21 protein-coding genes are annotated in these 20954 nt (G+C 61.9%); 9 read left to right on the top strand and 12 right to left on the bottom strand.

Annotation, left to right across the window (positions count from 1 at the left end; translation table 11 throughout):
* The first annotated feature begins 34 nt into the window (after positions 1–34).
* From FHT28_RS10470 to FHT28_RS10445, 6 genes are all read left to right on the top strand, one after another.
* Positions 35–1246: a glycosyl transferase family 1 gene (locus FHT28_RS10470; protein ID WP_168596201.1), complete on the top strand. Its 1212-nt coding sequence runs from the start codon at positions 35–37 to the stop codon at positions 1244–1246.
* Positions 1243–2241 (top strand): glycosyltransferase family 2 protein, encoded by a 999-nt coding sequence (locus tag FHT28_RS10465; protein ID WP_168596200.1) that lies wholly within the window; start codon positions 1243–1245, stop codon positions 2239–2241. Before FHT28_RS10470 ends, FHT28_RS10465 begins: the two co-directional genes overlap by 4 nt.
* Positions 2238–3176 (top strand): glycosyltransferase family 2 protein, encoded by a 939-nt coding sequence (locus FHT28_RS10460; RefSeq protein WP_168596199.1) that lies wholly within the window; start codon positions 2238–2240, stop codon positions 3174–3176. Before FHT28_RS10465 ends, FHT28_RS10460 begins: the two co-directional genes overlap by 4 nt.
* Positions 3173–4198, top strand: coding sequence for a glycosyltransferase family 2 protein (locus FHT28_RS10455; RefSeq protein WP_168596198.1), 1026 nt, complete (start codon positions 3173–3175; stop codon positions 4196–4198). The genes FHT28_RS10460 and FHT28_RS10455 overlap by 4 nt, the downstream gene beginning before the upstream one ends.
* Before the next feature lie 7 nt (positions 4199–4205).
* On the top strand, positions 4206–5111 hold the full coding sequence (locus tag FHT28_RS10450) for a UTP--glucose-1-phosphate uridylyltransferase (protein ID WP_037192739.1): 906 nt from the start codon (positions 4206–4208) through the stop codon (positions 5109–5111).
* Between the two features lie 83 nt (positions 5112–5194).
* Positions 5195–7537 (top strand): polysaccharide biosynthesis tyrosine autokinase, encoded by a 2343-nt coding sequence (locus FHT28_RS10445; RefSeq protein ID WP_168596366.1) that lies wholly within the window; start codon positions 5195–5197, stop codon positions 7535–7537.
* A 3-nt stretch (positions 7538–7540) separates the two neighbouring features.
* On the opposite strand, the gene FHT28_RS10440 is transcribed toward FHT28_RS10445, so the two are convergent.
* The 5 genes from FHT28_RS10440 to FHT28_RS10420 form a co-directional block, all read right to left on the bottom strand.
* Positions 7541–8428 carry a DMT family transporter gene (locus FHT28_RS10440; protein ID WP_168596197.1) on the bottom strand — a complete coding sequence of 296 codons (888 nt, stop codon included), beginning with the start codon at positions 8426–8428 and terminating at the stop codon, positions 7541–7543.
* 126 nt (positions 8429–8554) lie between these two features.
* On the bottom strand, positions 8555–9115 hold the full coding sequence (locus FHT28_RS10435) for an NADPH-dependent FMN reductase (RefSeq protein WP_168596196.1): 561 nt from the start codon (positions 9113–9115) through the stop codon (positions 8555–8557).
* Positions 9116–9196: 81 nt separating this feature from the next.
* Positions 9197–10423 (bottom strand): FAD-dependent oxidoreductase, encoded by a 1227-nt coding sequence (locus FHT28_RS10430; protein WP_168596195.1) that lies wholly within the window; start codon positions 10421–10423, stop codon positions 9197–9199.
* Between the two features lie 10 nt (positions 10424–10433).
* Positions 10434–10748, bottom strand: coding sequence for a MocE family 2Fe-2S type ferredoxin (locus FHT28_RS10425; RefSeq protein ID WP_168596194.1), 315 nt, complete (start codon positions 10746–10748; stop codon positions 10434–10436).
* 27 nt (positions 10749–10775) lie between these two features.
* Complete coding sequence (locus FHT28_RS10420) at positions 10776–11864, bottom strand: fatty acid desaturase family protein (RefSeq protein ID WP_168596193.1); 1089 nt, start codon at positions 11862–11864, stop codon at positions 10776–10778.
* Positions 11865–12013: 149 nt separating this feature from the next.
* Here FHT28_RS10420 and FHT28_RS10415 point away from each other — a divergent pair, with 149 nt between their 5' ends.
* Together FHT28_RS10415 and FHT28_RS10410 are read left to right on the top strand one after the other, a co-directional pair.
* A complete protein-coding gene (locus FHT28_RS10415; protein ID WP_037192727.1) occupies positions 12014–13042 on the top strand; it encodes a LacI family DNA-binding transcriptional regulator in 1029 nt (342 codons plus the stop codon).
* Positions 13043–13200: 158 nt separating this feature from the next.
* Positions 13201–14013 carry a TIM barrel protein gene (locus FHT28_RS10410; protein WP_168596192.1) on the top strand — a complete coding sequence of 271 codons (813 nt, stop codon included), beginning with the start codon at positions 13201–13203 and terminating at the stop codon, positions 14011–14013.
* A gap of 35 nt (positions 14014–14048) precedes the next feature.
* Here the strand turns inward: FHT28_RS10410 and nikR are convergent, their stop codons facing one another.
* From nikR to cbiE, 3 genes are all read right to left on the bottom strand, one after another.
* Positions 14049–14486, bottom strand: coding sequence for a nickel-responsive transcriptional regulator NikR (nikR, locus tag FHT28_RS10405; RefSeq protein ID WP_168596191.1), 438 nt, complete (start codon positions 14484–14486; stop codon positions 14049–14051).
* Between the two features lie 119 nt (positions 14487–14605).
* Entirely contained in the window at positions 14606–15364 is a 759-nt protein-coding gene (gene cobM, locus FHT28_RS10400) for a precorrin-4 C(11)-methyltransferase (RefSeq protein ID WP_168596190.1), read from the bottom strand.
* Positions 15365–15383: 19 nt separating this feature from the next.
* Positions 15384–16625 carry a precorrin-6y C5,15-methyltransferase (decarboxylating) subunit CbiE gene (cbiE, locus tag FHT28_RS10395; protein WP_168596189.1) on the bottom strand — a complete coding sequence of 414 codons (1242 nt, stop codon included), beginning with the start codon at positions 16623–16625 and terminating at the stop codon, positions 15384–15386.
* Between cbiE and FHT28_RS10390 the strand changes: the two genes are divergently transcribed.
* The gene (locus tag FHT28_RS10390) at positions 16609–17379 is read left to right on the top strand and encodes a cobalt-precorrin-6A reductase (protein WP_168596188.1); all 771 of its coding nucleotides are present in this window, start codon (positions 16609–16611) and stop codon (positions 17377–17379) included. The genes cbiE and FHT28_RS10390 overlap by 17 nt on opposite strands.
* On the opposite strand, the gene FHT28_RS10385 is transcribed toward FHT28_RS10390, so the two are convergent.
* The 4 genes from FHT28_RS10385 to cobG are packed head-to-tail and all read right to left on the bottom strand — an operon-like array spanning position 17343 to position 20864.
* On the bottom strand, positions 17343–18107 hold the full coding sequence (locus FHT28_RS10385) for a precorrin-3B C(17)-methyltransferase (protein ID WP_168596187.1): 765 nt from the start codon (positions 18105–18107) through the stop codon (positions 17343–17345). The two genes, FHT28_RS10390 and FHT28_RS10385, sit on opposite strands and share 37 nt — an antisense overlap.
* Positions 18104–18841 (bottom strand): precorrin-2 C(20)-methyltransferase, encoded by a 738-nt coding sequence (locus FHT28_RS10380; RefSeq protein WP_168596186.1) that lies wholly within the window; start codon positions 18839–18841, stop codon positions 18104–18106. Before FHT28_RS10380 ends, FHT28_RS10385 begins: the two co-directional genes overlap by 4 nt.
* On the bottom strand, positions 18838–19470 hold the full coding sequence (locus tag FHT28_RS10375; RefSeq protein WP_168596185.1) for a precorrin-8X methylmutase: 633 nt from the start codon (positions 19468–19470) through the stop codon (positions 18838–18840). Before FHT28_RS10375 ends, FHT28_RS10380 begins: the two co-directional genes overlap by 4 nt.
* Positions 19471–19472: 2 nt before the next feature.
* On the bottom strand, positions 19473–20864 hold the full coding sequence (gene cobG, locus FHT28_RS10370; protein WP_246704839.1) for a precorrin-3B synthase: 1392 nt from the start codon (positions 20862–20864) through the stop codon (positions 19473–19475).
* Positions 20865–20954 lie beyond the last annotated feature (90 nt).

Here is a 20954-nt window from a genome sequence, read left to right as displayed (position 1 = left end):
CCGGTTTCGACCGGGCGCGAAAGCGGAAATCTTGATGCTGCATATTCTTTATTTTGTCCACGATCTTGCCGATCCTGCCGTGCGCAGGCGGGTCCTGATGCTGCAGGCTGGCGGGGCTCTGGTGACGCTCGCGGGCTTCCGGCGCGACGATAATGCGCTCGCCGCCATCGATGGCATCGAGCCGATCGAGCTCGGTCGCACGCGTGACGCACAGTTTGCGCAACGTATCGCGGCCGTCGCCAAATCGGCATTCAAGCTGCGCCACGCGTTGCGTTCGGTTCCAAGGCCGGATGTCATCATCGGCCGCAACCTTGAAATGCTGGCTCTGGCCAATCGCGCCAAGTCCGTTTTCGGAGGCGACATGCCTGTTGTCTACGAATCCCTGGATATTCACCGGCTCTTGCTTCGAGATGATGTGCTGGGTGGTACGCTCCGTGGTGCCGAGCGCCGTCTCGGCGCGCAAGCAGCGCTGCTCATCACAAGTTCGCCGGCCTTCGTCGAGCGCTATTTCAAGCCGCGTTCGGGCTTGCATCTACCAATCATGCTGCTCGAAAACAAGGTATTGGCGCTCGAGGTTGCAGCAGCGAGCAATGTTGCGCCGGCCGCGCGGGTGCCTGCCCGCGGCGAGCCCTGGAAGATCGGTTGGTTCGGTGCGCTTCGTTGCCGCAAATCGCTGACATTGCTGGATCAATTCTCGCGCCGGATGGAAGGGCGTTTCGAGATCGTGCTGCGCGGCCGGCCGGCCTATTCGGAGTTCGACGATTTCGACGGCATCGTGCGCGACGCGCCCTTCATGCATTTCGGCGGCGCCTACAAGAACCCTGAGGATCTTTCCGCGATCTATCACGACGTCCAGTTCTCCTGGGCCATCGATTTCTTCGAAGAGGGTCTGAACTCCAGCTGGCTCCTGCCCAACCGCCTTTATGAGGGTGGTCTCTACGGCGCCGTCCCGATCGCCATGGATGGCACCGAGACGGCAAGGTTCCTGGCCGGCCGGAAGATCGGGCTCACGCTCGACAAAGCCGACGCCGCCCATCTTGCCACCCTTCTGGGCGACTTGGATGAACAACGCTATCTCGCCGCTTTCGACGCCGTGGCGGCCCAGGATCGCAAGCAATGGATGATCGATCGCGCCGACTGTCAGGGGCTGGTGCTCCGGCTGGCATCCCTGACGCGTGCCAATGAACAGATCACCGAACTACAGGCCCTCCCGCAACTGAATCGCAATAGAGGTGGATTGCAATGACGACCGTAAGTCCCATGGATATGCGTTGCCTGATCGTTATTCCTTGCCTCAACGAGGAGAAGCATATCGAGCCGCTGATCGGCAAGCTCGGCCGTGCTCTCGATGAGCTCGACGCCAGGATCGTCGTCGCCGATGGCGGCAGCACGGATCGCACGCGTGACATCGTCAGGGAGATCGCCGCCAACGATCCGCGCGTCCTCCTGCTCGACAACCCTAAGCGGCTGCAGAGCGCCGCCATCAATCTCGCCATCGAGACCTTGGGCGACGGCTATGAGTTCTTCATTCGCATCGATGCCCATGGCGATTATCCGGCCGATTATTGCCAGACGCTGGTGCGGGAAGCCGTCGCGACCAGCGCGGATTCCGTCGTCGTCGCCATGCGCACCATGGGCTTCAGCGCGTTTCAGAAGGCAACGGCGGTGGCGCAGAATTCCAAACTCGGCAATGGCGGTTCGAAACATCGCGAAGGAGCCAAGGGGCACTGGGCAGAGCACGGGCACCATGCGCTGATGCGCGTCGCAGCCTTCCGCGCCACCGGCGGCTATGACGAGACCTTCAGCCACAATGAGGATGCCGAGCTCGACTACAGGCTGCACAAGGCCGGTTTCCGCATCTGGCTCACCGACAAGACCGCCATGACCTATTATCCGCGCTCCAGTGTCCCGACGCTTTTCCGGCAGTATCTCGGTTATGGGCGCGGCCGTGCCCGTAATATCCTCAAGCATCGCAGCGTGCCGAGCTTGCGCCAAATGCTGCCGCTTGCCGTGGTGCCGATTTTCATCGGTGCTTTCCTGGCGATCATCAACTGGATCGCGGTCATTCCGATCAGTCTTTGGGCTGTCGCCTGCATCGCCTACGGCTTCTGGATCGCGCTCGGCGAGAAGAACCCCTATGGACCGCTTGCCGCCATCTCGGCCATGGTCATGCATTTCGCCTGGTCGATGGGCTTTTGGATGGAAGTCTTCAGCTTTCGCAATCGCAGGGTCGCGGCATGACGCAAACCCACCGTCGCACCACAAAGATTGACGTTGCCGTCTGCACCTACCGCCGTGCCGAGCTGGATCAGACGCTGCTATCGCTTGCTGTGCTTACCATTCCTGCCGGCGTGCAGGTCCGCGTCATCGTTGCCGACAACGATGTGACGCCAAGCGCCCGCGACCGTGTCGATGCCATGCGTTCAGCCATTTCCTTTGAAATCGCCTATGTGCATTGCCCGGCCTCGAACATTTCCATCGCCCGCAATGCCTGCCTCGACCATGCGACCGGCGATTTCGTCGCCTTCATCGATGACGATGAGACGGCCTCGCAGGACTGGCTGGCGGAATTGCTCGCCATAGCCGACACGACCGGCGCCGATGCCGTTCTCGGTCCCGTCAAGGCTGTCTATGCGAATGTCGCTCCTGCCTGGATGCAGCGCGGCGATTTTCATTCGACCTTGCCGGTCTGGGTCGCGGATGAGATCCGCACGGGTTATACCTGCAACGTCCTGTTGCGCCGCAGCGCGCCTTCGCTTGCCGGTCGCCGGTTCAATATCGCGCTCGGCCGCAGCGGCGGCGAGGACACCGAATTCTTTGCCCATATGCACGACGCGGGCGGCCGGATCGCCTTTGCCGAGGATGCCCTGGTCTACGAACCCGTCCCCAATGGACGCGCAACGGTTTCCTGGCTTGCCAAGCGCCGGTTCCGCATGGGCCAGACGCATGGGCGCATGCTGCTGGAAGCCGCAACCGGCCTGGGCCGCTGGCGCGCGATTGCGCTTGCCGCGACCAAATCCGCCTATTGCTTTGTTGCCGCCGCGCTGCTCGCCGCCTCTACCGTCAAGCGGCACCGCTATGGCCTGCGCGGCATCATGCACGCCGGCGTCGTCAGCGGCCTCTTCGGGGTTCGTGAAATCGAGCAATACGGAAACCTGGAGAAAGCACCGCAATGACGGATTTCATCCCCGATGTCAGCTTCGTCATCGCTGCCTATAATGCGGAGGACACCCTTGCGCGTGCCATCGACAGCGCCTTGGCCCAAGGTGCTGTCAGCATGGAGGTCATCGTCGTCGATGATTGCTCGACCGACGGCACACGCGAGATTGCCGGCAATCATGCCGATCCGCGCGTTCGCCTCGTTGCCATGGCCCGCAACGGTGGTCCGGCCGCGGCCCGCAATGCCGGTCTCGACGCCGCTCGTGGTCGCTGGGTGGCCGTGCTCGATTCAGACGACGCGTTGCGCCCGGACCGCATGGCGCGCCTGATTGCGCGAGCCGAAAAGGCGGAGGCGCAGATCGTTGTCGACAATCTCGACGTCGTCCGCGAGGATGTCGGCACGATCATTCCCATGTTTCCAGAAGCGGCGCTGGCGCGTCTGCCGGTGCTGACGCTGGCGAAGTTCATCGCCTCGAACATGATTTTCCGGTCCGAACATAATTTCGGCTATATGAAGCCGGTCTTCGAACGCGCCTTTCTCGAGAAGCATCGCCTGCGCTTCGACGAGACGCTTAGGATCGGCGAGGATTACATCTTCCTTGCCTCCGCACTTGCCAGAGGCGGTGTCTGCGCGGTCGAGCCGACGGTCGGCTATCTCTATTACATTCGAGACGGATCGATCTCGCGGGTTCTGAAGAGAGAACATGTCGAGGCCATGCTGGCCGCAGATACCAAGTTCTTCGCCGAGCATTCTTTCGGCTCCGCCGCTCTTGCCGCCCAACGGCAGCGGACGCGCAACCTGAAGGATATTCTAGCCTTCCTGATGCTGGTCGACAGCATCAAGGAGCGCGAACTGCCGAGTGTGCTCAAAATCGCGTGTCGCAATCCACGTGCGGTCCGTCACCTGAGCATGCCGATTGCAGTCCGCTTCCGCCGTCTGGCCGCCTTCCTGCGCGGCGGCCGCCAGTCTGCGCCCACCTCTCAACTCTCCTCGCCCCTGCCCAATATGGGCGCAGGCCCTCACTCTAACAAAGGATGATAGAGCCATGGACCCCAAGCATCGTGTGAGAAAAGCAGTCATTCCGGTTGCCGGCAACGGAACCCGGTTCCTGCCTGCCACCAAGGCAATGCCGAAGGAAATGCTGACGATCGTCGATCGTCCGGTCGTGCAATATGCCGTCGACGAGGCTATCGAAGCCGGCATCGAGCACATCGTCTTCGTCACAAGCCGTAACAAATCGGCGATCGAAGATCATTTCGACGACACGCCGGAACTGATTTCCTCGCTGCGGCTGGCCGGCAAGAGCCATCAGGTGAGTGAACTCGAGCGCCTCTTGCCGCGGCCGGGCTCGGTCAGCTTCACCCGCCAGCAGGCTCCGCTCGGCCTTGGTCACGCCGTCTGGTGTGCTCGCGACCTGATCGGCAACGAGCCATTCGCGCTGCTTTTGCCCGATATGCTCTGCTACGGCATGCGCGGCTGCATGGCCGGCCTGATGGATCTCTACAACGAGGTCGGCGGCAATATCGTCGCTGTCGAGGAATGCGCGCCGGAGGAGACCTCGAAATACGGTATCATCGGCAAGGGAGTGGCCGTCCGGCACGGCTTCGCCGTGACCAAGATGGTCGAAAAGCCGCATCCTTCGGAAGCGCCTTCAAACTTTTACCTTAATGGTCGTTATATTCTTCAGCCTGAAATCTTCGATATTCTGGCCCGTCAGGAACGCGGGGCCGGCAATGAAATCCAGCTGACTGACGGCATGCTGCGCCTCTCCGAGACGCAATCCTTCCATGCCCAAGTCTATAACGGACGCACATTCGACTGTGGATCCAAGCATGGCTTCATCGAAGCGAACGTCGCATTTGCGCTCGCTCGCGCCGATATCGGCAGCTTGGTCTATGATTCAATCCGCAACCTGGTCGTCTCGCACGAAGCGCAGATGACCGCCGCTTAAGCCTGTTCACGTTCTGGCCCGTGGTCGACACGACTGCGGGCCATAGCCATATTCATTCAGGCCTCTCCGACAAGGTGGTCGCCATGTATCAGAAGAACTTCACTTTCCAAAGCGCTCTTCCCCAGGGTGAAGCGCAGGACAGTTTCATTGATCTCGATCGGCTGATGGCGATCGTGACACGTCGCATCCGCACCATCATCTTCGCCATGGCTGCTTTTGTCATTCTGGCCGTTGCCTATCTGCTGATCGCCACGCCCAGCTACACGTCGATGACACAGATATTGCTCGACGAAAGCATGACGAAATATGCGGAGGATCAGCCGCCGGCTGCCAGCAGCCAGCAGGCGGACATGGAGATTGCCAGCGCGGTCGAAATCCTGAAATCGAACGAGATGGCTTTGCGCGTCGTCGACACGGCCGATCTTGCCAATAATAACATCCTGCTCAATCCGCCGCAGTCGCCGGCTGCCCTGCTCAAATCGGGTGTGGGGCTGATTGTCGGCATATTCACGCCGGGGCGTCCGCCGATGACGCCGGAAGAGATGCGGGAGGCGCAGCGCCAAAAGGTCGCCGCCGTATTGCAGGATGGCCTCAAGGTGGAGCGCGTCACGCGAAGCTCGGTCGTCGCCGTGTCCTTCAACTCGACCGACAAGCTGTTGGCCGCAAAGGTCACGCGCGCCTATGCAGACGCCTATCTGACCGACCAGTTGAACGCCAATTTCGACGCGACCGAACGCGCCTCCGTCTGGCTGCAGGAACGCTTGAACGATCTGCGCCAGCGCGCGCAGGAGGCTTCGCTCGAAGTCGAGAAATATAAGGCGGACAACGGCCTGACCTCGACCGGCGGCGAGCTGATGTCGGAACAGCAGATTTCCGATCTCAACAAGCAGCTGATCATTGCCCAGGCCGATACGGCCAGCGCATCGGCGCGCTACAATCAATACAAGTCGATTATCGACCAGGGGCCGGACAATGCGGTCAAGAACGCCACCATCTCGTCCAGCCAGACCGACAACTCGGTCCTGCAGGACCTGAAGACGCGTTACCTCGCTGTCGAAAAGCGAGAGCAGGATGTCACGCAGAATTACGGTGCCGAACATCCTCAGGCCGTTGCGCTGAGGGCTGAGCGACAGGACATCACCCGGCAGATCTATCAGGAGCTTCAGCAGCTCACGGCCAGCTACAAGAACGAGCTCGATGTCGCGCAGTCGCGTTCGGCGTCGCTCCGCGAAAGCATCGAGGGTGTGGTCGGCAAGAATTCGGAAGCCAATAGATCGCTGGTGCATCTCAACGAGCTAAACCAGAAGGCGACGGCGCTGAAGACGCTCTATGAATCCTATCTCGGCCGTTTCGAGGCGGCGTCGCAGCAGCGATCCTTCCCGATCGCCAAGGCGCGCGTCATCTCGCTCGCCGGCGTCCCGACTGCACCGTCGAGCCCGAAGAAGACGCTGGTGATAGCGCTTTCGGTGATCCTCGGCCTGATGGCCGGCGCCGGTCTCGCCGCCTTCCAGGAATTCCGCGATCGCTTTTTCCGCGTCGAAGCCGATGTGCGCTCCGCTCTCGGCTTGAAATTCCTCGGCTACCTGCCATTGCTCGGCCAGCAGAGCACCGGTAAGAAGAGACGGCGCAAGGGCATTATCGGGTCTGACCCGGCAACCGCTGAAGATGTCGAGCCTGGTGTCGCCTTTGAACGGATCATGCGTGTTTCGGTCGAAGCACCGCGGTCGATCTTCGCCGAGACCCTGCGAAACGCCAAGCTCGCCAGCGACGTCATGCTGCAGGGCCGCCCCGACCGCGTCATCGGCGTCGTATCGGCACTGCCGGGCGAGGGCAAGTCGACGACGGCAGCCAATTTCGCCGCCCTCTTGGCCAGCAGCGGCAAACGTACGCTGCTGATCGATGCCGACTTGCGCAATCCCGGCTTGAGCCGGACGCTGAAATCGCCGCCGCAAGCCGGGCTGATCGAGGCCGTGCTCGGTGAGGTGCCCTGGACGAATGTCGTCAAGGTCGATCCGCGCACCAAGCTTGCCATCCTGCCGGTCGTCGTGCGCGATCACCTGTTGCACACCAGCGAGCTTCTGTCGTCGCAGGGCATGCAGCATCTGATGGAACATGCGCGCAAGATGTTCGATTATATCGTCGTCGATCTTGCGCCGCTTGGACCCGTCATCGATGCCAAGGCTTTTGCGCCGCAGGTCGATGCCTTCATACTCGTGACGGAATGGGGTGCGACGCCAACCAACCTGGTGCGCGACGTTCTGGAGCAGGAACCCCAGATCAACTCGCGCATTCTCGGCGTTATCCTGAATAAGACCGACATGTCGGAACTGCCGCGCTATAGCGATTTCGGCGGAACGGAACGCTACCGACAGAAATATGTAAGCTACTACACCGAAGCGCAGCCACCCGCTCAGGTGGATGCGTAACCTTTATGTCCTCTCCATCTTGAGGCGAGCTCTGGCCAGGGCATGTTCACGCCAGATCGTGAAGATGCCTGCCGCCACCACGATGACCGCGCCTGCGATCATCGTGGCATTCAGCCTTTCGCCGAATATGGCGACGCCGATGATGGCGGAGAAGACGAGCTGTAGATAGGTGAGCGGCTGGATCACCACCGCGTCGAGCAGATCATAGGCGCGAATGAGGAAATAGTGGCTCGACACGCCGGTCAGGCAAAGGATGCTCATGAAGACCCAGTCATGTGGTGCAATGGTCGTCCAGAAGAATGGACCGATACAGCTCATCGCAACCGCGCCGACGACGCCAGTATAGAAAAAGCTGGTCATGGCGCTATCCTCGCGGCTGACATAGCGGGTGAGGACGACATAGAACGAGAATAGCAGTGCGCCGCCAAGCGGCACGAGGAAGCGGGTGTCGAAGAGGCCGCTTTCCGGCTTCAGGATCAGCAGAACGCCGACGAAGCCGATGCAGATCGCCAGCCAACGCCGCCAGCCGACCTTTTCGCCGAGGATCGGTATGGACAGCATCGCCACCATCAAGGGTCCTGACGAGAAGATCGCCTGCGAATGGGCAAGGCCGACGATGACGAAGGACGAGATGGCCACGACGATCTGCGCGGCAAGCAACAGGCCGCGGGCAATCTGCAGCGTTGGCCGTTTGGTTCTGACGGCGGAGCGCAGACCGCCCGGCGAGCGCGAGGCCATCGCGACGGCAAAGAGCATGAAGGCCCAATAGCGGATCATCGCCACCAGAAGCGGCGGATAGGCGCTGACCAGATGTTTGGAGATGCCGTCCTGTATGGCGAATATGCTGATCGCCAACAGCGTGAAGACATAACCTGCGGTATTGGATTTCATTTCGGTTCGAAGAAGATGTGCGGACCCCGGAGGCGCCGGTCGCCCGACGCAGCGGTCACACTAGGCTATCCGCTTTCGCAATCATAGGCATTGCTTTCGTCTTTTGCCCATGCGCCGCAGGTGGGGTCAGCTCTTTTTGTGATCCGCGACAAAGGCGGCGAAACCTTCGATGAATTTGGCGAGGTTTTGCTTCACCTTCTCGTCGACGATCAGGCCTTCGGCATCGAAGACGCTGCCGGCGCGCGACACCATCAGCCGGCCGCCGAACCACGGATCGGCGCCCAATGTGCGCAACACCGTCAGCCAGGCATTTTGGCTGAGGATGGTGCCGAAATTGCCGGGGGAGGCTCCGAGCACGGCGATCGGTTTTGCCCCGAAGACATGGGCGATGTCGCTGGATGGCCGGCTCATCCAGTCGATGGTGTTCTTGAATACGCCGGGAAGCGAGTTGTTGTATTCCGGCGTAAACAGGATCAGCCCATCGGCGGATATGGCGAGCCCCTTCAGCTCCTGCACCTTCTCCGGAATGCCTTCGGCTGCTTCGAGATCGGCATCATAAAGCGGCACGCCATGAATGGTGCGCGCGACGAGCTCGACGCCGGCCGGCGCAAGTTCGACGGCGGCATGGAGCAAAGCCGTGTTGAAGGAGCCCTTGCGCAGGCTGCCCGATATGCCGAGTATCTTCATCGCATTCCCCTGTTTATCTCAGGAGGAGACATTTATGGTTCGCGGCTGTTCGTCAAGGGCTGAAGGCGAGCTCAGCCCGCTTCATGCGGCAAGCAGGGATTTCAGCTTGACGCTGCTTGCCGCCAAGGCATCGCTGGCCGGATGAGCGCGGGCGGCGATCAATATCTCGGCAAGGCGGATGTCGCGGGCGACAGCGTTGCCACGGCCGATGCCGCTGGCGGCGAGAAGTCTGCCGCTTGCGTCGAGATGAAAGAGGATGAACGACCCGTCGCCGAGATCGCGCCGCACATGGCTGGCCGCGCCGTCGGCGAGGCCGGCGATCTGCAATGTCAGGTCATACTGGTCGGACCAAAACCACGGCACGGCCGAGATTTCCATCCCTTCGCCGAGCATGTTGGCGGCGGCCAGATTTGCCTGGTCCTGCGCATTGCGCCAGGATTCGAGGCGGACGCGCCGTCCACCATAAAGCGCCACCGGAAAGGAGCAGCAATCGCCCGCCGCGTAAATATCGGCGGCGGAGGTTTCCAGCCGCTCGTTGACGGCGATGCCATTGTCGATCGCGAGGCCGGCTGTCTCGGCAAGCGCAATATTCGGCGAGGCGCCGATGCCGATCAGCACGAGGTCGGCCGAAATCACCTGGCCATCCGCCAAATGAAGGCTGGCCCTTTCCGTCTCCTCCCGCACTGCCTCGATGGCGAGGCCGCAACGAATGTCGACGCCTTCCAGCCGGTGACGCGCGGTGATCATTTCGGCAATCTCCTCCGGCACGCCGCGCTTCAGCACGCGCGGCAAACTTTCGATGACGGTGGCGTTGGCGCCCAGCTTGCGTGCAGTGGCTGCCAGCTCCAGGCCGATGAAGCCGCCGCCGATGATGGCGATGTGCCGGCCGGGATGAAGAGCCGCGCGCAGGGTTAGGGCATCGGCATGGGTGCGCAGCATGCGGATGCGCCGGGCTGTGTCGTCAATGCCTGGAAAGACGCGCGGCGAGGCGCCGGTTGCGAGCAGCAGCTTGTCATAACCGAGCGTCTGTCCGTCAGCGAGCCTGACTGTTTTGGAAACGGGCTCGATAGCGGCCACCGTCGTGTCGAGCCGCAGATCGATCGTTCGTTCCTGGTATCGCTCCAGCGCAGCCACGAACTTCGGTTCGATGGTCTCGACAAGGGCCTGTTTCGACAGCGGCGGGCGCTCGTAGGGGGCAAGCGGTTCGGTGCCGATCAGGGTGATGTCGCCGTCGAACCCCTTTTCTCGGAGCGAGAAGGCGGCGCGTGCGCCGCATTCTCCGGCGCCGACGATGACGAAATGCGGCATGGCCTCTTCCTTACAGTCCAATGAAAACGGTGCCGTCTTCGACCTTGACCGGATAGGTCTGCAGATTGACGCAGACGGGTGCGCCCTTGGCCTCGCCGGTTCTGTAGTCGAAACGGCCATTGTGCTTGGGACATTCGATGATGTTGTCCATGACCAGACCGTTGGCAAGATGAACCTTTTCATGCGTGCACAGGCCGTCGGTGGCGAAATAATCGTCTTCGTGACTGCGATAGACGGCGAAAGTTCGTCCGTCATGGTCGAAGCGGATGACATCCTCCTCGTCGATCGCGTCGGCGGCGCAGACCTCGATCCAGTTGCTGCTCATGTTTTCCTCCCTTTGCATGTTCGGTGATTATTGCGCTGCCTCGGCGAGCGCCCCGCCATGGAACTCCCCGCGATAGGGCCGCGCCGTCGGCGGCAATTCGCGCTTCAGGAAGTAGTCCTCGTTGCTCAACTGCCGCAGGAAGGCCGGTATCATCTCGCGATAGCCCGACCAGATGGATGGGTTGGCGGCCGGCAGATCATGCCTGATCATCGCATGCAGCTTCGGCAGGGCGTGGTAGGGCACCATCGGGAACATGTGATGTTCGACATGATAGTTCATGTTCCAATAGATGAAGCGGCTTACCGGGTTCATCATGACGGTGCGGCTGTTCAACCGATGATCAATGACATTGTCAGCGAGGCCGCCATGCTGCAACAGGCCGGTGAGCACGTGATGCCAGGCACCGTAAAGCCGGGGCAAGCCGACGAGCATCAGCGGCAGGATCGAGCCCATGGCGATCGCCGCTGCGATGGTGGCGACGTAGATTGCCAGCCATATGCGGGCGATCCGGACGGCCTTCGGCTGCTCCATCTCCGGAATGAAGGTCTTTTCTTCGGCGCTGACGATGCCGGAGGCATTGCGCAGCATGTCGATCACAGCATGCCAGGCGTCCAGGATGCCGAAGAAATTGAGGATGAGGCGGAGGAGATCCGGCGGCCGCATGACGGCAATCTCCGGGTCGCGGCCGACGATGACCGTATCGGTATGATGGCGGGCATGGCTCCAACGCCAGGTTATCGGATTGCGCATGATCATGAAGCAGGCGATCTGATAGACCGCATCATTCATCCAGCGGGTCTTGAACGCCGTGCCATGGCCGCATTCATGCCAGCGGCTGTCGGAGGCGGAGCCGTAGAGCACACCGTAAGCCAGGAAGAAGGGAATGCAGGCCCACGATCCCCAGAAATAGACGCCCAGGCCGGCAAAAAGCACCATGCTGCCGAGCCAGATGATCGTGTCGCGAATGGCCGGCGCGTCGGAACGCTGCATCAGCGCCTTCATGTCCTTGCGCGTGACATCCGTGTGATACCATTCGGCAGCGGCAAGCCCGGTTTCCACCGCCATTTTGCCGCTGGCGCCAAGCAGGCTGTAGTCCCGTTTCTTTGTCTCGGTCATCGCTATCTCCCGCGGCACGCAACAGCGCGCCGCCCTCATGCCGAAAACGATAGATCGACTTTTCGCTTGCCTCAATGCCGGAATGATGGAATCTATCAAAACATATCAAATTCTGATGTCATAAATGATGGCATATCTCAGGAGCAACCATGCGTCGCCCGACCATTTCAGATCTCGCCAAGGCATCAGGCGTCAGTGTCGCCACGATCGATCGCGTGCTGAACGGACGTCATCGCGTTCGAGAGGAAACGGCAAGACGGGTCTTTGAAGCAGCGCAGGAGATCGGCTATCACGCCATCGGCCTGCTGCGTCAGCGCGTCTTTGAGGATCTGCCGCAGTATCGTTTGGGCTTCGTCTTGCAGAAGCCGGTTCAATCCTTCTATCAGACCTTCGCCAAGGAAATCGTCGTCGCGGCACAGGCGGTCACCACGGCGCGCATAAACGCCCAGGTCGATTTCGTCGCCGCCTCGACGCCGACGGCGATCGTCGAGAAATTGAAGGCGATGGCCGCGCGCAGCCAGGCAATTGCGCTGGTTGCGCCCGATTATCCGGCCGTGACGGCTGCGATCGAAGAGCTGAAGGAAAGGGGTATTCCGGTCTTTTCCCTGCTTTCCGATTTCTCGACCGGCGTCCGTCAAGGCTATATCGGCGTTGACAATCGCAAGGTCGGGCGTACCGCCGCCTGGGTCATCGCCCGCTCGGCCCGTCGTCCAGGCAAGGTCGCCTGCTTCGTCGGCAGCCATCGCTTTCATGGTCATGAACTGCGCGAGATCGGCTTTCGAAGCTATTTCCGCGAAAATGCGCCCGAGTTCGAGGTGCTTGATACGCTGATCAATCTGGATACGCCTGAAATTACCCATGAGGCGACGCTCGATCTTCTCCAGAAGCACCCTGATCTCATTGGCTTTTATGTCTGCGGCGGCGGCATGGAGGGCGCCATTTCAGCGATCCGCGAGGAGCGATTGTCTGGCAAGCTGATCGTCGTCGTCAACGAACTGACGCCGGATTCCAAGGCAGCACTCGCCGACGATGTCGTCGCCATGGCGATCGGCACGCCACTGCCTGCGCTCTGCAAGGAGTTGATGAGCCTGATGATCAAATCCGTTGAAAGCGACGAGACGGCTGTGCCTGGACAAAGCTTTCTGCCCTTCGAAATCTTCGTCTCGGAAAACATCTAGCGCGAATGATGGAATTCCATCATTGCGCTGATAATTCTATCAGGAATGATGGCGAAGGCCGATAGATCGCTGGCATGAATCTCGCTAGTCATTCGCTGGCAGGCGCGGCGGATTGGGATGTCTTTTACAGCCGGTCGCCTTGAGGAGGAGTGCCCACCATGAGTTCCGTTCGTTTTGCGCTCAATCATATGTGCGCGCCGTCGCTCGGCGTGGAATCGTTCTTTGCCGCGGCAAAGCAGCTCGGCATCGAAAGCGTCGAGATCCGCAATGACTTGGCTGGAAACGCGATCCTGGATGGCACGCCGGCAGCGACCGTGAGAGAGCTTGCGGCGCGCCACGGGCTTGCCATCATCTCAATCAACGCGTTGCAGCGGTTCAACGAATGGACTGAGGAGCGGGCGCGGGAAGCGGCTGAGCTGATCGGCTATGCGCGCGATTGCGGTGCCAGGGCATTGGTGCTGGTTCCCGTCAATGACGGCAGCGGCCGCGATCCGGAGGCGCGCCGCGCCAATCTCCGCAAAGCATTGTCGGCCTTGAAGCCGATGCTGGAAGCCGCCGGCATTGTCGGCCTCGTCGAACCGCTCGGCTTCGAGATTTGCTCCTTGCGCCTGAAGAGCGAAGCGGCTGAGGCGATCGAAGAGCTGGGCGCAAAGGCGACCTTCTGCCTCGTTCACGACACCTTCCACCATCATCTGGCCGGAGAGCCCGCGATTTTCCCTGAACTGACGGGATTGGTCCATATTTCCGGCGTCAGCGATCCCGCTGTATCGGTTGCCGACATGCGCGATCCGCATCGGGTTCTCGTCGATGCCAGCGACCGTCTCGACAATGTCGGGCAATTGCGGGCGCTGCTGTCAGCCGGCTATGCCGGTCCTGCCTCCTTCGAACCCTTTGCTCCGGAGGTCCATGCCCTGAAGGATCCGGTGGCGGCGATCAAGGAAAGCATGGCCTATATCACGGGTCAGCTCTGACGGCCGCAGTTGTCCGCGGCAACTGGCCTGGTCGCTCAATCGTGCGAATGCCCCTCGGGGTGATGCGTGCCATGTTCTGAAGGGATGAGATGCAGGTTTCCGAAGCGAACGCCGCGTTGGGTGACCACGCTGTCGGCAAAGGTCTTTATCTCGTCGACCTTGCCTTTCAGCACGGAGACCTCCAGGCAATCATGTCCGTCGATATGGACATGAAGCGTCGAAATCGAAAGATCATGGTGGTTGTGCTGCGTCGTCGTCAGGCGGCGTGACAGGTCGCGAGTTTCGTGTTCATAGACATAGGTAAGTGCTGCATAACATTTTGCCTCGCCATCGATGGCCGGCTGCGCGCGCGTGACGGCGTCGCGAACGAGGTCGCGCAGTGTTTCCGAACGGCTGGCATAGCCGCGCTGCGTGCTGATCTTGTCGATTGTCTCGAGAAGATCGTCATCGATCGTGATGGTAATACGCTGCATCTCTTGATCCTCGTTCGCCCGTCGCAAGCTGGGATCGACTAGAGGAAATTTCGGCGGAGATTGCAACGGTGTCCCGGCGCTCTCGAGCGCTTCGGTCTTAACGGAGCGAGGGAAGCGCTCTATTGCCGACCACGGAAGCGGCGCTGGTAGGTCGGGTCATAGAGCGAGCTCTCGCGAAAATCGCTGGCGCCAAGCGATGGGCCGACAAAAATGAGCGCGGTCCGTTCGATCGGCTCTGCCGCCACCTGCGCCTCGATCGTGGCGAGCGTGCCGCGAACGATCCGCTCGTCCGGCCAGGAGGCCTTGACGACGATCGCAACCGGGCAATCGGCACCGTAAAGCGGCGTCAGGTCCTCGACGACTTTTGCGAGCGCATGGATCGCCAGATGGATGGCGAGCGTCGCGCCGGTGGCGCCGAATCTTTCCAATGTCTCATTGTTCGGCATCGGCGAGGCACGACCGGAAACACGGGTGAGAACGAGGCTCTGCGCAACGGCCGGGATGGTCAACTCGCGTCCGAGCGCGGAGGCGGCGGCTGCGAAAGCCGGAACGCCGGGGGTCAGCGTATAGTCGATGCCGTGCTGCTCAAGCCTGCGGATCTGTTCGGCGACAGCGCTCCAGACGGAAAGGTCGCCGGAATGCAGGCGGGCGACATCCTCGCCAGCGGCGGCAGCTTTCAGATATTCGGCCTCGATCTCGTCGAGCGACAGCGGCGCCGTGTCGACGATACGTGCGCTGGGCGGGCAATATTGCAGCAATTCCGGCGAAACGATCGAGCCGGCATAGAGGCAGACCGGGCATTTGCCGATCAGATCGCGGCCGCGCACCGTGATCAGGTCCGCGGCACCTGGGCCTGCGCCGATGAAATGCACCGTCATTGCTCTACCTCGTCTCTATTCATGGCTTGATCCAGCACCATTGCGTCACCGGCATGGCCGGCCGCCAGCCGGTCATGCGGCCGACGGGCGCTGCGCGGGCGATATCGATGCGGGTCAGGGAGCCGCCGCGCCGTGCATGCTCGGCAAGCAGGACGGCTTCCATTTCGGTCGTGACCGCATTGGCGACCAGCCGTCCACCGCGTCTCAACCGGCTGATGGCAGCATCGAGCACGCCCGCATCGCTGCCGCCGCCGCCGATGAAAATGGCATCCGGTGTCGGCAATCCCGCAAGGGCACCCGGCGCCTCTCCCTCGATAATGGTCACACCCGGTACGCCGAAAGCCCCGGCATTGCGGCGGATGCGAGCGACACGCTCGCCCGAGGCCTCGATCGCGATGGCGCGCAGCGAGGGATCGGCAAGCATCCATTCGATGCCGATCGAGCCGGAGCCCGCGCCGATGTCCCACAGCAGTTCGCCGCGCCGTGGCGCCAGCGCCGATAGGGTCATCGCGCGGATTTCCCGCTTGGTGATCTGGCCGTCATGTTCGAAAAGCTCATCGGCAAGACCGGCGCTTACCGGAAGGATGCGGGCGTTCGCGTCGGCCTTGACCTCGATGCCGCAGATATTGAGATCGTTGATATCGACAAGAGCAAAGTCGGCGGCTTTTTGCTGCGAGACCTTCTCATGCGGGCCGCCGAGCGCCTCGAGAACCGTTAGCGTTGACTGACCAAACCCCACCGCAAGCAACAGGGCAGCCAGATCGACCGGGCCTTTGCCATCCGATGTCAGCGCCAGGATCCTGCGACCCGGGTGCAGATGCGGACGGATGAGGTCGATCGAACGTCCGTGCAGCGAAAGAACGGTGACATCCTGCAAGGGCCAGCCGAGGCGCGAAGCGGCAAGGCTGAAAGACGAGGGTGCCGGAATGACGCTCATTTCAGAGGCGGGAATATGCCGCGAGAGCGTCGCGCCGACGCCATAGAAGAAGGGATCACCCGAGGCGAGAACGACGGTCGGCATGCCGCGGTGTGCGAGCACCGCTTCCACCGACTTCTCGAAGGGGCTCAGCCATGTATGCGCCTCGCCTGTGATCAGCGGCTGCATCAATTCGATATGGCGCGCGCCGCCGAAGACGACCGGTGCGGAAGCAATCAGACGCTTGGCTTCGTCGCCAAGGCCGGCTGGACCGTCCTCGCCGATGCCGATAAGAGTGAGCCAGCGTTGAATTGAAGGTGTCTCAGCCATGGGCAAGGCCCGCATACTGATCCTGGGCGGCACGACCGAGGCCCGCTCGCTCGCGGCGGCACTCGCCTCCCGCGCCGATCTCGATGTTGTCCTGTCGCTCGCAGGCCGAACCGCCGATCCGGCTCCGCAGCCGGTTCCAGTGCGCAGCGGCGGCTTCGGCGGCGCAGAGGGTCTTGCCCGCTATCTGCGTGACGAAGCCATTGATCTGATGATCGACGCGACTCATCCTTTCGCCTCCCGCATCTCCGCCAATGCCGCACAAGCGGCGGCTCAGAGCGGTGTTCCAGCCTTTGCCCTGCGCCGGCCGGCATGGACGCCTGTCGAAGGAGATGACTGGGTTTCCGTGCAGAGTGTCCCGCAAGCCATCGCGGCACTTGGTGCGACCTCGTTGCGGGTGTTCCTGGCGACCGGACGGCAGGAGGCTTGTTATGCCGATACTGCTCCTCAACACCACTATTGGGTCCGTAGCGTCGATCCCGTCGAGCCGCCGCTGACGGCGCCCAATGTCTGCTACATCCATAGCAGGGGGCCGTTTCGCCTGGAGGGCGAGCTGGAGATGCTGCGCAGGCATGGCATCGAGGTGATCATCGCCAAGAACAGTGGCGGCGCGGCGACCTATGCGAAGATTGAGGCGGCGCGGCAGCTCGGCATCAAGGTGATCATGATCCAACGCGCCGAGACAACCGGCCTGCCGGCGGTCGAAACACTCGAAGCTGCGCTCAATCGGGTCGATCATTTCGCATCTTCCCTGATGAAACGCGGCGTATAGACCAGATCCGCGCGTCCTTTGCGTGCTATGACACGCGTCTCGGCCGATCCGATGATGACGCAGGTCGCCATATCGGCCTGCGATGCCTCGGCATCGGCAAGCCGCGCCACCGCCATGCGCTCGTCAGGCCGGCCGGCGGCACGTCCAAAAATAACCGGCGTATCAGCAGGCAGTATGGTGCGCAGGATTTCGAAGGCTGCGCCGAGCTGCCAGGGCCGTGCCTTGCTGATCGGATTATAGAGCGCGATGACGAACCCGGCTTCTGCGACCGCACGAAGCCGGCTTTCGATAATGGGCCAGGGCTTCAGGTTGTCCGACAGCGAAATCGCGCAGAAATCATGGCCGAGCGGGGCGCCGATGCGTGCGGCAACGGCGAGCATGGCGGTAATTCCCGGCACGACGACGAGATCGATGGCACGCCACTCCTCCGGCCCATGATCGATCGCTTCGCAGACAGCAGCCGCCATGGCAAAGACGCCGGGGTCGCCGCCCGAGACGACGCAGACATTGGCTCCGGTCGCCGCCCGCTGCAGCGCCGCCCTGGCGCGGTCCAGCTCCTCGCGGTTGTCCGAGGCATGGCGGATCTGGTCGGCGCGCAGCGTCAGGCGATCGAGATAGGGGCCGTAGCCGAAGAATTCGGTGGCGTCCGTGACTGCGGCCAACGCCTCCGGCGTCGTCTGCGCGGGATTGCCGGGGCCGGTGCCGATGACATAGAGGCGCCCACTCATGGCCTGCTTTCCCAACCCGGAACCAGCACCAGCGAGAAATAGGGAGCTTCGGCGTCGTCGCGGCTTGCGAGCGGCGTCATCGCCCCGTTCGTCATCGTGCCGCGTTCGACATAGATGGCTTCCTCCAGGCGTCCGGCGGCTTCAAGGGCGCGGCGGATCTTCGGCAGATTGCGGCCGACCTTCATGATCACGGCTGCCTGGGTGTCACCGAGGCGTCGGACCAGTTCGGTCTCCTTCATCGTTCCCGGCAAAACGGAGAGAACGTCGTCTCCCTGCACCATCGGCAGGCCGGCGAGCGACCAGCAGCCGGACATGGCGGTCACGCCGGGGATGACCTCGGTCGGGAAGCGATCGGCAAGGCGGACATGCAGATGCATGTAGGAGCCGTAAAAGAGCGGATCGCCTTCGCTGAGGACCGCAACGGTCTTTCCTTCCCGCAGATGCGCGGCCACCATCTCGGCCGAAGCGTCGTAGAAGGCGGTGATCTGCCTGCCATATTCCGGTGCGTCCTTATCGATCTCTGTCGTGACCGGATAGTAGAGCGGCAGCAGCGTTACATCCGCTTTCAGCAGTTCGCCGACGATGGCCTTTCCGTTGCCGCCTCTGCCCTGCTTGGCGAAATAGGCGACGACGTCGGCGCGCTCCAAGGCCCTGACGGCCTTGACGGTCAACAATTCCGGATCGCCGGGGCCAGTGCCGACGCCGATCAACTGGCCGCTCGAAGGCGCGCTCATAGGCCTGGCCTCGCCAGGGCGTTGAGAGCGGCTGCCGTCATGGCGCTGCCACCGAGCCGGCCCCGCACGATGGCGAAGGGAACGCCGTAGGAATGTTTCGAAAGGGCATCTTTCGATTCGGCTGCCCCGACGAAGCCGACGGGCATGCCGATGATGGCGGCGGGCTTCGGAGCGCCGTCGCGCAGCATCTCCAGCAGATGGAAAAGGGCAGTCGGCGCATTGCCGATGGCAACGACGGCGCCGGCGAGACGCTCTGTCCAAAGATGCATGGCGGCAGCCGAGCGCGTGTTGCCGATCGACTTTGCGATGTCTGCCGTGCGCGGATCCTGCAGTGTGCAGATCACCTCATTGGCAGCCGGCAGGCGGGCGCGAGTAACGCCACGGGCGACCATTTCGGCATCGCAGAAAATCGGTGCGCCGTCAGACAGCGCCTTGCGTGCTGCAATAACGAAATCAGGCGAAAACAGAAAATGCCGCGCTGCTTCCACTTGTCCGCAGGCATGGATCATGCGGATGGCGACATCGGCCTCCGCCTCGGAAAAGCGCGAGAGATCGGCTTCGCTGCGGATGATCGCGAAGGAGCGTTCGTAAATCGCATCCCCTTCGCGGATATAGTCATAGTCAGGCATTTCTATTCCTGTCGTAAAGCCGTCGCGATTGCGTCCCGGCCGAGCCGTTTAAGACACTGCTGCGCCGATTCGCCAGCAGCTTTGTTGTTCCGCACCAGCCTGCCGAGCTCGGCCAGTCCTGATTTTAGCTTTTCCTTACCGATGTAAGCCACGGGCTCGCTCGATGCTGACCCATTTACGACAATCCCATAGCCTGTTGCAGCTCCAACGATCACAAGCGTCGTCTGGCCCGGATGGGCGCAGCCCTTTCCGCAGCCTGACAAATGCACCTTGAGCGAACCGTCGAGCAGTTCGGGGGCGATATCAACGAGATCCGTTGCCGCTTGCCGGGTGGCATAATGGGCGGATGCGCAAGCACCTGCCCCAGAGCAGGGAATGGCGTAATTTGCCGGGTCGTCGGCGCGGGTTCTAAAACCGCAGCTGGCCGCCACCGTGCGCACATGTTCCATCGCACTCGGCGTAAGCCCCAGCAACAGCAGCGTATGATCCCATGCGGTGCGGATTTCGCTGACGCCTGCCATCTCTGCGACGGCAAGAAAGCGGCGAAGATCTGCTGCATGGATCTGGCCGAAGGATGGGCGCAGCCCGAGCGCATTGCGCGTCTCATCGAGCTGGATGACGCCGACGGGGGAGACAGATGGACCGCGCGCGTCGCCCATCTTGGCTTCATCGAATTGAAATTGCTCACGCAGGACCTCGGCATCAAGGTCACGGCCACGAGCGCGAGGGCCGACGTCTCCAAGGGTTTGCAACAGCGCGATCACGGCTGCGATCGCCTGTTCGTCCGAGAGTGCCGCCGCAATCGGCTTTGCCGTTGCGGCGGTGCCCGCTATCGAAAGGGTCCAAAGGTGCGTGCCATCGGCGGACATTCCTGCGCGCAGTCGAATATCGGCCGAAAGCCCGTCCAGTGTCAGTCGTCCGCCGCCATCGATGATGATGGCGAGTTTGGCCGCCAGCAGCGGCGCTGGTGCAAGCGCATCGATCACCTTTCGCAGGCGAGTGACGATATCGCGGGCGTCAGCGATCTCAAGAGAATCAAGCCCATTGAGCGGCGGGACCTCTATGGTAACGCCGCTCTCCGGAATGATGCCGGCGCGGTCGATATCGGCAGCGAGCCCGTCCACGCTCTGCGGGCGCATGCCGCGCAGTTGAAAATTGCCGCGCGCCGTGATCTCGATCAATCCGTTGCCATGCATCTCGGCGGCTTCGGCCAGCGCGCGAACTTGCGCAACGGTCAATCCCGGCGTTGTCGGGCGCAGCCGCACGAGCAGGCCGTCGCCCGTCTGCATCGGCGTGCTCAGCGATGGGCAGGCGCCACGGACCATGGAGGGGAGGGGCGATACATCGACAAGCCGATCGATGTTCTCTTGCGAGAAGCACGCTTGCCCTTCCATCCTTTGTCCGTCTGTCACAACCATGAAACTGCCTTTACATAAGGGGACATTTCCTCGCACAATCCCCTTCTGCGAGCAAACGATTTGGCA

It is taken from the genome of Rhizobium sp. SG570 (assembly GCF_012275345.1).
Lineage (GTDB): Bacteria > Pseudomonadota > Alphaproteobacteria > Rhizobiales > Rhizobiaceae > Rhizobium > Rhizobium lusitanum.
This window is presented reverse-complemented; position numbering and strand designations above follow the sequence as displayed.

Bases quoted from the DNA above. Each gene is read 5' to 3' on its own strand.
- FHT28_RS10410 (WP_168596192.1), top strand. From the start codon at position 13,201: ATGAGTTCCGTTCGTTTTGCGCTCAATCATATGTGCGCGCCGTCGCTC.
- FHT28_RS10435 (WP_168596196.1), bottom strand. From the start codon at position 9,115: ATGAAGATACTCGGCATATCGGGCAGCCTGCGCAAGGGCTCCTTCAAC.
- FHT28_RS10425 (WP_168596194.1), bottom strand. From the start codon at position 10,748: ATGAGCAGCAACTGGATCGAGGTCTGCGCCGCCGACGCGATCGACGAG.
- nikR (WP_168596191.1), bottom strand. From the start codon at position 14,486: ATGCAGCGTATTACCATCACGATCGATGACGATCTTCTCGAGACAATC.
- FHT28_RS10415 (WP_037192727.1), top strand. From the start codon at position 12,014: ATGCGTCGCCCGACCATTTCAGATCTCGCCAAGGCATCAGGCGTCAGT.
- FHT28_RS10450 (WP_037192739.1), top strand. From the start codon at position 4,206: ATGGACCCCAAGCATCGTGTGAGAAAAGCAGTCATTCCGGTTGCCGGC.
- cobG (WP_246704839.1), bottom strand. From the start codon at position 20,864: ATGGAAGGGCAAGCGTGCTTCTCGCAAGAGAACATCGATCGGCTTGTC.
- FHT28_RS10470 (WP_168596201.1), top strand. From the start codon at position 35: ATGCTGCATATTCTTTATTTTGTCCACGATCTTGCCGATCCTGCCGTG.
- FHT28_RS10375 (WP_168596185.1), bottom strand. From the start codon at position 19,470: ATGCCTGACTATGACTATATCCGCGAAGGGGATGCGATTTACGAACGC.
- FHT28_RS10385 (WP_168596187.1), bottom strand. From the start codon at position 18,107: ATGAGTGGGCGCCTCTATGTCATCGGCACCGGCCCCGGCAATCCCGCG.
- FHT28_RS10455 (WP_168596198.1), top strand. From the start codon at position 3,173: ATGACGGATTTCATCCCCGATGTCAGCTTCGTCATCGCTGCCTATAAT.
- FHT28_RS10390 (WP_168596188.1), top strand. From the start codon at position 16,609: ATGGGCAAGGCCCGCATACTGATCCTGGGCGGCACGACCGAGGCCCGC.
- FHT28_RS10460 (WP_168596199.1), top strand. From the start codon at position 2,238: ATGACGCAAACCCACCGTCGCACCACAAAGATTGACGTTGCCGTCTGC.
- FHT28_RS10465 (WP_168596200.1), top strand. From the start codon at position 1,243: ATGACGACCGTAAGTCCCATGGATATGCGTTGCCTGATCGTTATTCCT.
- cbiE (WP_168596189.1), bottom strand. From the start codon at position 16,625: ATGCGGGCCTTGCCCATGGCTGAGACACCTTCAATTCAACGCTGGCTC.
- FHT28_RS10420 (WP_168596193.1), bottom strand. From the start codon at position 11,864: ATGACCGAGACAAAGAAACGGGACTACAGCCTGCTTGGCGCCAGCGGC.
- FHT28_RS10440 (WP_168596197.1), bottom strand. From the start codon at position 8,428: ATGAAATCCAATACCGCAGGTTATGTCTTCACGCTGTTGGCGATCAGC.
- FHT28_RS10430 (WP_168596195.1), bottom strand. From the start codon at position 10,423: ATGCCGCATTTCGTCATCGTCGGCGCCGGAGAATGCGGCGCACGCGCC.
- FHT28_RS10445 (WP_168596366.1), top strand. From the start codon at position 5,195: ATGTATCAGAAGAACTTCACTTTCCAAAGCGCTCTTCCCCAGGGTGAA.
- FHT28_RS10380 (WP_168596186.1), bottom strand. From the start codon at position 18,841: ATGAGCGCGCCTTCGAGCGGCCAGTTGATCGGCGTCGGCACTGGCCCC.
- cobM (WP_168596190.1), bottom strand. From the start codon at position 15,364: ATGACGGTGCATTTCATCGGCGCAGGCCCAGGTGCCGCGGACCTGATC.